14 protein-coding genes are annotated in these 11,994 nt (G+C 73.7%); 12 read left to right on the forward strand and 2 right to left on the reverse strand.

Features of this window, described 5'->3' with window-relative positions; translation table 11 throughout:
* Positions 1–79 precede the first annotated feature (79 nt).
* The 9 genes from ACZDWJ_RS08445 to ACZDWJ_RS08485 all read left to right on the forward strand — a co-directional run bounded on the left by ACZDWJ_RS08445 (position 80) and on the right by ACZDWJ_RS08485 (position 6,946).
* Positions 80–1,363 carry a PKD domain-containing protein gene (locus ACZDWJ_RS08445; RefSeq protein ID WP_463520494.1) on the forward strand — a complete coding sequence of 428 codons (1,284 nt, stop codon included), beginning with the start codon at positions 80–82 and terminating at the stop codon, positions 1,361–1,363.
* Positions 1,363–2,040, forward strand: coding sequence for a MotA/TolQ/ExbB proton channel family protein (locus ACZDWJ_RS08450; RefSeq protein ID WP_463520495.1), 678 nt, complete (start codon positions 1,363–1,365; stop codon positions 2,038–2,040). The genes ACZDWJ_RS08445 and ACZDWJ_RS08450 overlap by 1 nt, the downstream gene beginning before the upstream one ends.
* Positions 2,037–2,438, forward strand: coding sequence for a DUF2149 domain-containing protein (locus ACZDWJ_RS08455; RefSeq protein ID WP_463520496.1), 402 nt, complete (start codon positions 2,037–2,039; stop codon positions 2,436–2,438). Before ACZDWJ_RS08450 ends, ACZDWJ_RS08455 begins: the two co-directional genes overlap by 4 nt.
* Before the next feature lie 133 nt (positions 2,439–2,571).
* The gene (locus ACZDWJ_RS08460; protein ID WP_463520497.1) at positions 2,572–3,414 is read left to right on the forward strand and encodes a hypothetical protein; all 843 of its coding nucleotides are present in this window, start codon (positions 2,572–2,574) and stop codon (positions 3,412–3,414) included.
* Positions 3,415–3,560: 146 nt separating this feature from the next.
* Positions 3,561–4,532 carry an NAD(P)/FAD-dependent oxidoreductase gene (locus ACZDWJ_RS08465; RefSeq protein ID WP_463520498.1) on the forward strand — a complete coding sequence of 324 codons (972 nt, stop codon included), beginning with the start codon at positions 3,561–3,563 and terminating at the stop codon, positions 4,530–4,532.
* Between the two features lie 25 nt (positions 4,533–4,557).
* Positions 4,558–4,749 carry a ferredoxin gene (locus ACZDWJ_RS08470; RefSeq protein WP_463520499.1) on the forward strand — a complete coding sequence of 64 codons (192 nt, stop codon included), beginning with the start codon at positions 4,558–4,560 and terminating at the stop codon, positions 4,747–4,749.
* A gap of 7 nt (positions 4,750–4,756) precedes the next feature.
* Positions 4,757–5,650: a 3-oxoacyl-ACP reductase gene (locus ACZDWJ_RS08475; RefSeq protein ID WP_463520500.1), complete on the forward strand. Its 894-nt coding sequence runs from the start codon at positions 4,757–4,759 to the stop codon at positions 5,648–5,650.
* A gap of 16 nt (positions 5,651–5,666) precedes the next feature.
* Complete coding sequence (locus tag ACZDWJ_RS08480; protein WP_463520501.1) at positions 5,667–6,443, forward strand: glucose 1-dehydrogenase; 777 nt, start codon at positions 5,667–5,669, stop codon at positions 6,441–6,443.
* Between the two features lie 5 nt (positions 6,444–6,448).
* The gene (locus ACZDWJ_RS08485; RefSeq protein WP_463520502.1) at positions 6,449–6,946 is read left to right on the forward strand and encodes a pyridoxamine 5'-phosphate oxidase family protein; all 498 of its coding nucleotides are present in this window, start codon (positions 6,449–6,451) and stop codon (positions 6,944–6,946) included.
* 18 nt (positions 6,947–6,964) lie between these two features.
* Here the strand turns inward: ACZDWJ_RS08485 and ACZDWJ_RS08490 are convergent, their stop codons facing one another.
* The gene (locus ACZDWJ_RS08490; protein WP_463520503.1) at positions 6,965–7,615 is read right to left on the reverse strand and encodes a TetR family transcriptional regulator; all 651 of its coding nucleotides are present in this window, start codon (positions 7,613–7,615) and stop codon (positions 6,965–6,967) included.
* A 225-nt stretch (positions 7,616–7,840) separates the two neighbouring features.
* On the opposite strand from ACZDWJ_RS08490, the gene ACZDWJ_RS08495 reads away from it, so the two are divergent.
* The 3 genes from ACZDWJ_RS08495 to ACZDWJ_RS08505 are packed head-to-tail and all read left to right on the forward strand — an operon-like array spanning position 7,841 to position 11,035.
* Positions 7,841–9,136, forward strand: coding sequence for a glycosyltransferase family 4 protein (locus tag ACZDWJ_RS08495; RefSeq protein ID WP_463520504.1), 1,296 nt, complete (start codon positions 7,841–7,843; stop codon positions 9,134–9,136).
* 53 nt (positions 9,137–9,189) lie between these two features.
* Positions 9,190–9,945, forward strand: a complete 756-nt coding sequence (locus ACZDWJ_RS08500; RefSeq protein WP_463520505.1) for a class I SAM-dependent methyltransferase — start codon at positions 9,190–9,192, stop codon at positions 9,943–9,945.
* Positions 9,938–11,035: a prenyltransferase/squalene oxidase repeat-containing protein gene (locus ACZDWJ_RS08505; protein WP_463520506.1), complete on the forward strand. Its 1,098-nt coding sequence runs from the start codon at positions 9,938–9,940 to the stop codon at positions 11,033–11,035. Before ACZDWJ_RS08500 ends, ACZDWJ_RS08505 begins: the two co-directional genes overlap by 8 nt.
* A 169-nt stretch (positions 11,036–11,204) precedes the next feature.
* Here the strand turns inward: ACZDWJ_RS08505 and ACZDWJ_RS08510 are convergent, their stop codons facing one another.
* The gene (locus tag ACZDWJ_RS08510; protein ID WP_463520507.1) at positions 11,205–11,858 is read right to left on the reverse strand and encodes a class I SAM-dependent methyltransferase; all 654 of its coding nucleotides are present in this window, start codon (positions 11,856–11,858) and stop codon (positions 11,205–11,207) included.
* Positions 11,859–11,994 lie beyond the last annotated feature (136 nt).

Raw genomic sequence — 11,994 nt, forward strand, 5'->3', positions numbered from 1 at the left:
AGGTGAACATCGGGTGAAGCGAGCCGTCGATGCCGCCATCGGTCTGCGCGGATGTGGACCGGCCAGGTAGAACTGCCCGGTGATCCGTCTCGGGCTGACGCCGTCGCGCGCCGCTGCCGCGCTCCTGACCCTCGTCGGGGCGCTGCTGCTGATGCCGCTGGGCGCCGCGCCCGCGCCGGCGGCCACGCCGGGGTCGGTCGTGCTGCGGGTGGTGGGCGGACCGACGCGCACCTTCACCGCCGCAGAGCTGGCCGATCCCGCGCTCCAGGACGTCTCCGGCGCCCCCTACACGCTGCGCGAGGAGTCGGGCGCGCAGCGCTCGGCCGGCGGCGACGGCTGGGTCTCGGTGCGGGCGCTGCTGGCCGCCGCCGGTGGACCCTCGCCCGGCGCCGTCACCTGGGCCGAGGTCTCCGGACCCGACGGCGTCGTCCACCCGCTCGGGCGCGGCGAGCTCACGGGCGGGTTCGCCTCAGGCCTCCTGCCCGCGGTCTCCGCCCAGCCGGGTGGGGTCACCTACGTCCGTCCGCTGCGCGGCGGCGACGACGCGAACCTCTCGCCCGACGCCAACCGGCAGGGCTTCGAGCAGACCACCGGCGCCCTCACGATCGTGCTGCACACCTCCGGGCGCCTCCTCGACGTCGACGTCGCCCCCACGCGCACCGCGCCCGACTCCTACACCCTGAAGGCCGACGTCGCCGATGCGCCGTCCGGCCTCACCGCGGCGTGGACCCTCGGCGACGGATCCGAGGCCAGCGGCCTCTCGGTGGAGCACTCCTGGGCCAAGGCGGGCAGCTATCCGATCGGCCTGCAGGTGCGGGGCCCCGACGGCTCCTGGGGCCGGGCCGCCCCGGTGAGCGTCGAGGTCGACGCCGCCACGCCGACCCCGACGCCGACCCCGACTCCGAGCGCGCCGCCCAGCACCCAGCCCAGCGACCAGCCCAGCGACCAGCCCACGGACCAGCCGAGCACGCACCCCACCGGCCAGCCCTCGGTCGGCGGTCCGCGCGGCGTCGTGACGGGCGGCGGCCGACCCCTCGGGCGGCTGGCGAGCGTCCCGACCGCGCCGAGCGGCCGGCAGCTCTCCGCGCTGAGCGCGGGTGGGGAGATCCCGCTGGTCCGCACTCCCTCGGCGACGCCCACCGGGCCGCAGCAGTACCGCGTCACCGGCGTCCTGCTCGGCGCGCAGCCGGCCGCCGCGCCCACCGCCGCCGAGGTGCCGCGCACGGTGGGCTCGGCGCTCCTCCTGCCGCCGTGGGTGGCGCACCTGATGATCGTCCTGGGCCTGATCGGGCTCGGGGTCCTGCGGGAGACCGCCGGCGTGCTGCGCCGGCATCCGCGCCAGCCCGTGAAGGAGCAGCCCTGATGGACGGCGTCCACCAGTTCGTCTACGACGTCGCCGCGAGCCTGGAGGGCCCGGTGCTCGTCCTGGCGGTGGCGGCCGTCCTGGCCACGCTCGTCGAGCTCGGCGCGTTCGCCGCCGAGCTGTGGCGGCGCCGTCCCGGACGCCTGGTGACGGTGGCCGGCTGCGCCGTCGAGGCCCGCGCGCACCTCGAGGCCGACGACCGCGAGGCCGCGGCGGCCGCGCTCGCACCGCTGGCCCGGACCGCCCGGATGGCCGCGGTCGTCGAGACCTTCGCGGCGGTGGCGGGTCCGAGCGCCGCCGAGCCCGTGCTCGCCAAGGAGCTCGCCGACCTCGACCTCGACGCCCAGCGCCGTCTGGGTCGCACCCGCCTGCTGGTGCGCTTCGGTCCGGCGCTGGGCCTGATGGGCACCCTCATCCCGCTCTCGCCGGCCTTGGAGGGCCTGGCCAGCGGCGACGTCGCCACGCTCGCGGAGAACCTGCGCACCGCGTTCTCGGTCACCGTGATCGGCCTGGGCGTGGGCGCGATCGCCTTCGCGGTGTCGCTGGTGCGCGAGCGGCTCTACGGCCAGGACTGGTCGGACCTGGAGTTCGTCGCCGCCGTCCTGACCGCCGACGAGGCCCCGCCCCTGCCGCCGCGGGCCCAGCCCGCGGTGGAGCCCGCCGAGGAGCCCGCATGATCCGCGTGACCCCGCGGGCGCGCAGCCGACGCGACGGCGCCGGCGACCCGCTCGACGGACTGGTGAACCTCTTCGACCTCGGGATCGTGCTCTCGGTCGGCTTCCTGCTGGCCGCGCTCACCTCGCTCGACCTCACCGGCGCGCTCGCCGGCGGCGTCGACTCCCCGGCCCGCACCGGCCAGGACGCGCAGGTCACGGTGCCGCCCGGCGGCGTCACCGGCGACGTCCCGCCCACGGGCTCGCAGGTGGTGGGCACGGGGGAGCGGGTCGGCACGGTCTACCGGCTGGCCGACGGCCGCCTGGTCTACGTCGTCCCGAGGTCGAGCCCCAGCGCGAGCCCGAGCTCCAGCCCCAGCTCCAGCCCCAGCGCGAGCCTCGGCTCCAGCCCCGCTCCCTGATCTCGTCGGCCGGTTCTCCTCCGATCCGCGCCCGGCCGGCCGACAGGAGCAGGGACGGCTCGTCCCCCGCGGCCGTCGGCACGACCCCCCAGGATCCGCCCGAGGATCCCGTGCAGGATGCAAGGAGCCGGTCATGACGACCACCCCCCGAACGACCCCGCGACCCCTCAGGACCTCGCTCGCCGCGGCCCTGGCCACCACGCTGCTGGGCACCGGCCTGCTGCTCGGCGCCGCGTCCGGCGCCCAGGCCGCCGACGCCGGAGCGACCTATCGCTGCGACACCCTCATCGGCTCCGTCGACGTGCCGGTGGCCGTCGACACCACCGCCCTGACCCGCCGGTTCCCGACCGGTGCGATCGTGCCCAGCGACCTGGTGTCGGTCGACGCCGTCACCTCGCTGCCCGCGGCGCTGCTGAGCTTCCTCTCCGGCCTCGGCCTGGACGGCGTCGGCGTCTCCCTCACCGACTTCGTGCTGCGGGCGGGCTCGACCGTCCTGCCGCTCAACGGCCTGACCGCCGGGACGACGACCCTCCCGGCCTCCGGCGACCTCAGCGTCCCGGTGTCGGGCCAGGTCGGCGGCTTCACGGCGCCGGCGCCGGGGCGCTACCCGATCCGGCTGCCGCAGACCTTCGCCCTCACTCCGATCTCCGGGCTGGGCCTGGCCCCGATGACCTGCACGCTGCCGTCCTCGCAGTCGCCGCTGATCGGCACCTTCCGCGTCGACCGTCAGGCGTCGATCACGCGAGCCACCGTGCGCGGCGGGACGCTCAAGGTCACCGTCCGGCGCCAGTTCGGCCAGGCCGCTCGCGGCAAGGTGGCCGTGCGGATCGGCAGCCGGCTGATGACCAGCCGCGTCCTGCGCAGCGGTGCCGCGACGGTGCGGGTGCCGCGCAGCTGGCGCGGCCGCGTCGTCACCGCCGCCTACGTGGGGGAGTCGCGCACCGCGGGCTCGTGGACCCGCGTCAAGGTGCGCTGACGCACCTGATCGGAACGGTGGACACGGCGCCCGTCGTGCCCTAGCGTCGCCCCGTAACTAGAACACGTTCCAGTTACGGGGCCGCCCGTCTCGCGACGGCGCGCGGTCCCTTGCCGCCACCCATCGGTGCAGGAAGGATCCCCGCCGTGACCCAGACCACAGCGGACCTCCTCATCATCGGCGCCGGTCCCACCGGCCTCTACGCGGCCTACTACGCGGGGTTCCGCGGCCACCGCGTGGCCGTCGTCGACTCCCTCCCCGAGCTCGGCGGCCAGATCACGGCCATGTACCCCGAGAAGCAGATCCTCGACGTCGCCGGCTTCCCGTCGGTGAAGGGCCGCGACCTCGTCGAGGGCCTGGTGGCACAGGCCGCCACCGCCAAGCCCGACTACTTCCTCGACCGCACCGCCCGCGACCTCGTCGAGGACGCCGACGGCGTCACCGTCACCCTCGACGACGGCACCGAGATCCGGGCCGGCGCCGTGCTCATCACCGCGGGCATCGGCAAGTTCAGCCCCCGCCCGCTCCCCGCCGGCGAGGGCTGGCTGGGCCGCGGCCTGGAGTTCTTCGTCCCCAGCTTCGCGCCCTACGCCGGCAAGGACGTCGTCATCGTCGGCGGCGGCGACAGCGCCTTCGACTGGGCGCTGCACCTCGAGCCGGTGGCCGCCTCGGTCACGCTGGTGCACCGCCGCGACGCCTTCCGTGCCCACGCGCGCACCGTCGAGGAGGTCACGGCCTCGCGCACGCGCATCATCACCCGCGCCGAGGTCGCCGAGCTGCGCGGTGCCGAGCACCTCGAGGAGGTCGACGTCGTCGTCGACGGCGAGACCACCACGCTGCCCTGCCAGGCGCTGGTCGCCGCGCTCGGGTTCGTCGCCGATCTCGGCCCGATCCAGCAGTGGGGGATCGAGGTGCACAAGCGGCACGTCGTGGTCGACTCCGCGATGCGCACGAACCTCGCGCGGGTCTTCGCCGCCGGCGACATCACCGAGTACCCCGGCAAGGTCCGCCTCATCGCCGTCGGCTTCGGCGAGGCCGCCACCGCCGTCAACAACGCCACCGTCGCGATCGACCCGACCGCGAAGGTCTTCCCGGGCCACTCCAGCGAGGGTGGCTGAGTCCCATGTCCCCGAGGAGGACACCATGAGGATCACGGTCGACTTCGACCTGTGCGAGTCCAACGCGCTCTGCGAGGCGCTCGCCCCCGAGGTCTTCGAGCTCGACGACGACGACTACCTCGTCGTCAAGGCCGAGGAGACCACGCCCGAGACGCTCGAGTCGGTGCGGCAGGCCGTCGCGGCCTGCCCGCGCGCGGCGATCCGGCTGGAGGACTGATCCCCCGATGACCACCTCGCTCGACGGCCTGGTCGCCGTCGTCACGGGTGCCGGCGCGGGCCTGGGCCGTGCCGAGGCCCTCGCGCTGGCCGACGCCGGCGCCCGCGTCGTCCTCAACGACCTGCCCGGCGCGGCCGACGAGGCCGCCGAGGAGATCCGCTCGCGCGGCGGCGAGGCCGTCGTCGTCGAGGGCGACGTCGCCGAGCGCAGCACCGCCGATGCCATGGTGGCCGCCGCGGTGGGCCTCGGCTCGCTCGACGTCGTCGTCAACAACGCCGGCATGACCCGCGACCGGATGCTCTTCAACATGTCCGACGAGGAGTGGGACGCCGTCGTCCGCGTGCACCTGCGCGGCCACTTCCTGCTCTCGCGCAACGCCGCGTCGTACTGGCGCGAGCGCTCGAAGTCCGAGGGCGGCCCGGTCTACGGCCGGGTGATCAACACCGCCTCCGAGGCCTTCCTCGGCGGCTCGCCGGGCCAGGCCAACTACGCCGCCGCCAAGGCCGGCATCGCCGCGCTGACCCTCTCGACGGCCCGCGGCCTCGAGCGCATCGGCGTCCGCGCGAACGCCATCTGCCCACGCGCCCGCACCGCGATGACCGCGCAGGTCTTCGGCGAGGACACCTCGGGCCTGGCGATCGACCCGTACTCGCCCGAGCACGTGGCACCGCTGGTGGCGTGGCTGGCCTCCCCGGCCGCCGACAACGTCACCGGGCAGGTCTTCGTCGTCTACGGCGGCATGGTGGCCCTGGTCGCCGCGCCCGTCGTCGAGCAGCGCTTCGACGCCGCCGGCGAGGCCTGGACCGCCGACGACCTCGACCGGCAGCTCGGCGGGTTCTTCGAGGGCCGCGAGCTCGCCGAGGGGTTCGCCGCCGACTCGATCATGAAGCTGAGCGTGTGAGGGGATGGAGCAGGAGATGACCCGGCAGAAGGACGACCGTGGCCGGCTGGCCGGCAAGGTCGCGATCGTCACCGGTGCGGCGATGGGGCAGGGTGCGGAGATCGCGCGGGCCTTCGTCGCCGAGGGCGCCGGCGTCGTGCTGGCCGACGTCGCGAAGGAGCAGGGCCAGGCGCTGGCCGAGGAGCTGGGGCACGCGGCCCACTTCGTGCACCACGACGTCAGCGACGCGGGGTCCTGGACCTCGCTCGTGGCCACCACCGAGGAGCGCTTCGGCCCAGTGAGCGTGCTGGCCAACAACGCCGGCATCCTCCGCTTCGGTGACATCGAGCGGCACGACGCCGCCGAGGTCGAGCTGCTGTGGCGGATCAACCAGATGGGCACCTTCCTGGGCATGCAGGCCGTGGCCCGCACGATGCGCAAGAACGGAGGCGGCTCGATCATCAACGCCTCCTCGGTAGAAGGCCTGGCCGGCATGGCCGGCTGCACCGCCTACGCCGCCACCAAGTGGGCCATCCGCGGCATGACCAAGTGCGCGGCCATGGAGCTCGGACCGAAGGGCATCCGGGTCAACTCCGTGCACCCCGGCATGATCGACACCCCCATGACCCGCGTGCACGGAGGCGACGCCGCCATGGAGTTCGGCGCCTCGAAGGTGCCGCTGCGGCGCGTCGGCACCCCCGGCGACATCGCCCCGGTCTACGTCTTCCTCGCCAGCGACGAGTCGGCCTACGTGAACGGCGCCGAGCTCGCCGTCGACGGCGGCGTCACCGCGACCCACGCGTTCGGCGGCTGAGCGCCGTGGCGAACCAGCGCTCGCAGGTCGTCATGGACGACGCCGAGGTCTGGGAGTTCCTGCGCCAGCAGCGCTCCTCGACCCTCGGCACCCTCGGCCCGCAGGGCCAGATCCACCTCGTCGGCATGTGGTACGCCGTGCTGGAGCAGGAGATCTGGTTCGAGACCAAGAAGAAGGCCCAGAAGACCCTCAACGTCCGACGCGACCCGCGCTGCTCGTTCCTCGTCGAGGCCGGGCACACCTACGACCAGCTGCGCGGCGTCGCCATCGAGGGACGCGCGGAGGTCGTCGAGGACGAGGACGTCGTCTGGCGGGTGTGCGTCGACATCTTCGAGCGCTGCAACGGCCCCTACACCGAGGAGATGCGCCCGATCGTGGAGGTCATGGCGCACAACCGCGCGGCGATCCGCCTGGTGCCCGAGCGCGTCCGCTCCTGGGACCACCGCAAGCTCGGGCTGCCGCCGATGGAGCTCGGCGGCACCACGGCGGCGTTCCTGGAGTAGGCCTGGAGCGACGCGCGCTCAGTCGCGCAGCAGCAGGGTGACGGCGACCTCGATCTGGTTGCCGGTGTCGGCGGCCGAGGAGCGTCCGGTGACCCAGCCGACCAGGGCGGAGAGCCAGACGTCGCCGATGACCTTGGTGATCGCGACGTCCTCGTCGGTGAGGTCGCCGACGTCGGTGAGGTCGGGGTGCAGGGCGCGGCTGAGCATGGCGGTCATCGACATGCCGACGCGGTGGATCTCCGCGGTGGCCGAGGAGTCGGCGAACATGAACGCGCGCGTCAGCGCCTCGGTGAGGTGCGGGTCGGCCTGCAGGCCGCGGCTGAGCATCTTGAGGATGTTGATGACCCGCTCGGCGGCGTTGGCGCCGGGCACCGGCTTGTCGCGCAGGCCCACCTCGGCCTTCTCGAACTCACGTCCGAGGGCGGAGACGAGCAGGTGGATCTTGGAGGGGAAGTAGCGGTAGAGCGTGCCGAGGGCGACGTCGGCCCGCTCGGCGACGGCGCGCATCTGGACGGCGTCGAAGCCGCCCTCGGAGGCGAGGGCGATGGTGGCGTCGAGGATGCGCTTGCGGCGCTCGCGCTGGGCCGTCGAGCCGAGGTCGTCGGCGCTCGGGGCCGGCGCGGCGCTGGCGGCGTCCGCGGTGGTGCCGGGGGTGCGGGAGGGACTCACGATGCTCCGTTACGAGGTCAGGATGCTGGTCGGGTCTGGTGATGGCTGAGAAGTGCCAGGCGGGCGAACCGGGCCGCCCGCAGGACGGACGCCGGTGGCCGACCTCGCAGATGTCGCCACTAGGCTAGCGAAGACTGGTCCATAATAGGAACGCGTTCCACCTCGGTCGGACCTGCTCCGGGTCCGTCCTCGTCCGCCACACGACCTCTGGAGGATCCAGCCCGCATGCGGATCGCCCTGCTGTCCTATCGCTCCAAGCCGCACTGCGGGGGGCAGGGCATCTACATCCGGCACCTCAGCCGCGAGCTCGTCGCCCTCGGGCACTCCGTCGAGGTCTTCTCCGGTCAGCCCTACCCCGAGCTCGACGAGGGCGTCGGCCTCACCAAGGTCGAGAGCCTCGACCTCTACCGCGAGCCCGACCCGTTCCGCGTGCCGCACCTGCGCGAGTTCCGCGACCGCGTCGACGTCGAGGAGTTCGCGACGATGTGCGCGGCCGGGTTCCCCGAGCCGAAGACGTTCTCCACGCGCGTCGCGCGGCTGCTGCGCGAGCGCCGCGAGGAGTTCGACGTCGCCCACGACAACCAGGTGCTCGGCTACGGCATGCTCGACGTCGAGCAGACGATGCCGCTGATCACCACGCTGCACCACCCGATCACCTTCGACCGCCGCATCGACCTCGCCGCCACCCGCAACCCGTGGCGCAAGATCACGCTGCGCCGCTGGTACGGCTTCCTGCGCATGCAGGGCCGCGTCGCCCGGGCCGCGCGCCGTATCATGACGCCCTCGGAGACCAGCCGCCGCGACATCGCCACCGACTTCGGCGTCGACCCCGCCCGGATGCAGACCATCCTGCTCGGCGTCGACGACGCCTTCGTGCCGCCGCCGGCCGACCGGCCCCGCGTGCCGGGGCGCATCATGGCGATGGCCAGCGCGGACGCCCCGATGAAGGGCATCGCGACGCTGCTCGAGGCGTTCGCGAAGCTGCGCACCGAGCGCGACGTCGAGCTGGTGCTCGTCACCAAGCCCAAGCCGGGCGGGCGCACCGAGCAGCTCATCGAGCGGCTCTCCATCGGCGACTCCGTGCGCTTCGTCCACGGCGTCAGCCAGGACGAGCTCGTCGAGCTGATGGGCTCGGCCGAGGCGGCCTGCGTGCCGTCGTTCTACGAGGGCTTCTCGCTGCCCACCGCCGAGCTGATGGCCTGCGCCACCCCGCTGATCGTCTCCCGCGCCGGCGCGATCCCCGAGGTCACCGGCCCCGACGGCGAGTGCGCCGACATGGTCACCCCCGGCGACGTCGGCGAGCTCGAGGCCGCCCTCGCCGCCCTCCTCGACGACCCCGAGCGGCGGGCCCGCATGGGCGCGGCCGGCCGGCGTCGCGTCGAGGAGATGTTCAGCTGGCGCGCCGTCGCCGTCACCGTGGCCCGGGCCTACGAGGAGGTCGTCGCCGAGTGGCACGCCTCCGGCCCGATGCCGACGGCCACCAAGCGCCAGGCCCGACGCCTGCCGCGCCACCGCGACTGACGCCGCGCCCCCACCAGCCCGACCGCCGACCCGCCCCGCGCAGGAGGAACCCCATGCTCACCGTCGACTTCGACCGCCTCGGTCTGCGCCCCGGCGACCGCGTCCTCGACATGGGCTGCGGCGCCGGCCGCCACGCCTTCGAGATGTACCGCCGCGGCGGCGACGTCATCGCCTTCGACATGGACGCCGACGAGCTGGCCGGCGTCCGGGATCTCTTCGTCGCCATGGAGGAGGCCGGCGAGGCCCCGGCCGGCGCCCAGGCCGACGTCAAGCAGGGCGACGCGCTCTCCCTGCCCTTCGCCGACGGCGAGTTCGACCGCGTCGTGGCCGCCGAGGTGCTCGAGCACATCCATGACGACGTCAGCGCCATCAAGGAGCTCGTCCGGGTGCTTCGCCCGGGCGGCACGCTCGCGATCTCGGTGCCGCGCTGGCTGCCGGAGGTCATCAACTGGCGGCTCTCCTCGGACTACCACGACGCCGAGGGCGGCCACATCCGCATCTATACCGACCACGAGCTGGTCGACAAGGTCACCAAGGCCGGCCGCTTCAACGACGGCACCCCCGGCACCGCGATGGTCTTCGAGGGCAAGGACTACGCCCACGGCCTGCACGCGCCGTACTGGTGGATCAAGTGCGCCGTCGGCGTCGAGAACGACGAGCACCCGCTCGCGAAGGCCTACCACCGCCTGCTGGTGTGGGAGATCATGAAGCAGCCCACCGCCCTCAAGGTGGCCGGCAAGGTGCTCGACCCGCTCATCGGCAAGTCGATGGTGCTGTACTTCCGCAAGCCCGAGGTCGCCGGTGCGTGACCTGCCCTTCGTCGAGGGCGTCCTGAACGCCCAGCAGGTCGCCGACACCGCCCGCCAGATCGCGGCGATGCAGGAGCCCTGCGGCGCCGTGCCCTGGACCACCGGCGAGCACGTCGACATCTGGAACCACGTCGAGGCCGCCATGGCGATGCTCGTCGGCGGCGAGGTCGAGGCCGCCGAGCGCGCCTACGCCTGGGTGCCGACGATGCAGCGTGCCGACGGCTCGTGGCCGATGAAGATCGTCGCGAACGCCGTCGAGGACGACCGCGGCGAGTCGAACATGTCGGCCTACCTCGCCGTCGGGCTGTGGCATCACTGGCTGCTGCGCCGCGACCACGCGTTCGTCCGTCGGTTCTGGCCCTCGGTGCGCGCCGGCCTGGACTTCGTCGTCTCGCTCCAGCAGGAGTGGGGCGGCATCGCCTGGACCCCCGTCGACGACTTCTGCCTGCTCACCGGCAACGCCAGCATCTACCACTCGCTGCGCGCCGGCGTCGCCCTCGCCGACCTCGTCGACGAGCCGCAGCCGGAGTGGGAGCTCGCCGGTGGCCGCCTCGGCCACGCCCTGCGCGAGCACCGCGATCGGTTCGCCGACAAGTCCACCTACTCCATGGACTGGTACTACCCGGTGCTCGGCGGTGCCGTCCGCGGCCAGGCCGCCCTCGACCGCCTCGCCACCCGCTGGGACGACTTCGTCGTGCCCGGCCTGGGCATCCACTGCGTCGACACCAACCCGTGGGTCACCGGCGCCGAGACCTGCGAGCTCGCGATGGCCCTCGACGTCGTCGGCGACCACGCCCGGGCCCGCACCCTCCTCGCCGACATGCAGCACCTGCGCGAGGACGACGGCCGCTACTGGACCGGCTGGGTCTACGACACCGGCCGCACCGACGAGCCCGGCGACGTCTACTGGCCCCACGAGCACACCACGTACACCGCCGCCGCCGTCATCCTGGCCGTCGACGCCCTGGGGGAGACCTACGGCCACTCGACGCCCGGCTCCGGCATCATGCGCGGCACCTCCCTCGCCCCGCCCTTCGCCGAGCTGGCGCTGGAGTGCGGCTGTGCGGTGGAGGTCGACGAGCGCCACTGAGCCCCTGGCTCGGTCTCGGTCACGGGCCGGGTGCTGGGCTCGGCACGGTGTCAGACTCCGGGGTCTCGACAGGCTCGACCAGCCCCTGCCCGCGCGGCTGCGTCTTGCAAGCTGGAGGCGAACCAGCGGGCCCGAGGCGACGAGCGGCTCAGGAGGTGGGGCGGGGGACTCACCCCACCCCGTCGCCGGCCTCCCCGGCGACCCGACGCAGCACCCGCATGGAGCCGAGCGCCTCGACCTCCTCGAAGGCGCCGCCGGCGAGCGCGCGCAGGTAGACGTGGTAGGGCGGCTGGCCGCCGTCGGCGGGGTCGGGGAAGACGTCGTGGATGACGAGGAGGCCCTCGCGCATGACCCAGGGGGCCCAGCCGGTGTAGTCGTTCTGGGCGTGCACCTCGGCGTGGCCGCCGTCGATGAAGAGCAGCGAGAGCGGGGTGCGCCAGTGGGCGGAGACGGTGGTGGAGGCGCCGATGACGGCCACGACGTGCTCCTCGAGGCCGGAGCGCTCGAGGGTGCGGCGGAAGGTGGGGAGGGTGTCCATGCGGCCGGTCTCGGGGTCGACGAGCGTGGTGTCGTGATGCTCCCAGCCGGCCTGGTTCTCCTCCGAGCCGCGGTGGTGGTCGACGGTGAAGACGACCGCCTGCGGGCCGCCGACGATGCGCGCGGCCCCGGCGAGGTGCAGGGCGGACTTGCCGCAGTAGGTGCCGACCTCGAGGGCGGGTCCGTGGGGGAGTCGCTCGAGGGCGCGGCGGTGCAGCAGCAGGCCCTCGTCCTCGGGCATGAAGCCCTTCGCGGCCAGGGCGTGGGCGTGCCAGTCGTCAGTCACGGGCGGAGCCTATAGAGTGACGGCGTAAGTGAAACACGTTCTAGTTCAGGTGAGGGACGCATGTCGATCGGCATCTCCGAGGAGCACGTCGCACTGGCGGCCAGCCTGCGGGAGTGGGCCGCGGGCCTGGGGGGGG

This window comes from Nocardioides sp. B129/18, assembly GCF_055282735.1.

What these genes read in the sequence shown, in the direction of transcription:
- ACZDWJ_RS08495 (WP_463520504.1), top strand. Translation starts at nt 7,841, where the DNA reads ATGCGGATCGCCCTGCTGTCCTATCGCTCCAAGCCGCACTGCGGGGGG.
- ACZDWJ_RS08470 (WP_463520499.1), top strand. Translation starts at nt 4,558, where the DNA reads ATGAGGATCACGGTCGACTTCGACCTGTGCGAGTCCAACGCGCTCTGC.
- ACZDWJ_RS08475 (WP_463520500.1), top strand. Translation starts at nt 4,757, where the DNA reads ATGACCACCTCGCTCGACGGCCTGGTCGCCGTCGTCACGGGTGCCGGC.
- ACZDWJ_RS08460 (WP_463520497.1), top strand. Translation starts at nt 2,572, where the DNA reads ATGACGACCACCCCCCGAACGACCCCGCGACCCCTCAGGACCTCGCTC.
- ACZDWJ_RS08450 (WP_463520495.1), top strand. Translation starts at nt 1,363, where the DNA reads ATGGACGGCGTCCACCAGTTCGTCTACGACGTCGCCGCGAGCCTGGAG.
- ACZDWJ_RS08455 (WP_463520496.1), top strand. Translation starts at nt 2,037, where the DNA reads ATGATCCGCGTGACCCCGCGGGCGCGCAGCCGACGCGACGGCGCCGGC.
- ACZDWJ_RS08500 (WP_463520505.1), top strand. Translation starts at nt 9,190, where the DNA reads ATGCTCACCGTCGACTTCGACCGCCTCGGTCTGCGCCCCGGCGACCGC.
- ACZDWJ_RS08480 (WP_463520501.1), top strand. Translation starts at nt 5,667, where the DNA reads ATGACCCGGCAGAAGGACGACCGTGGCCGGCTGGCCGGCAAGGTCGCG.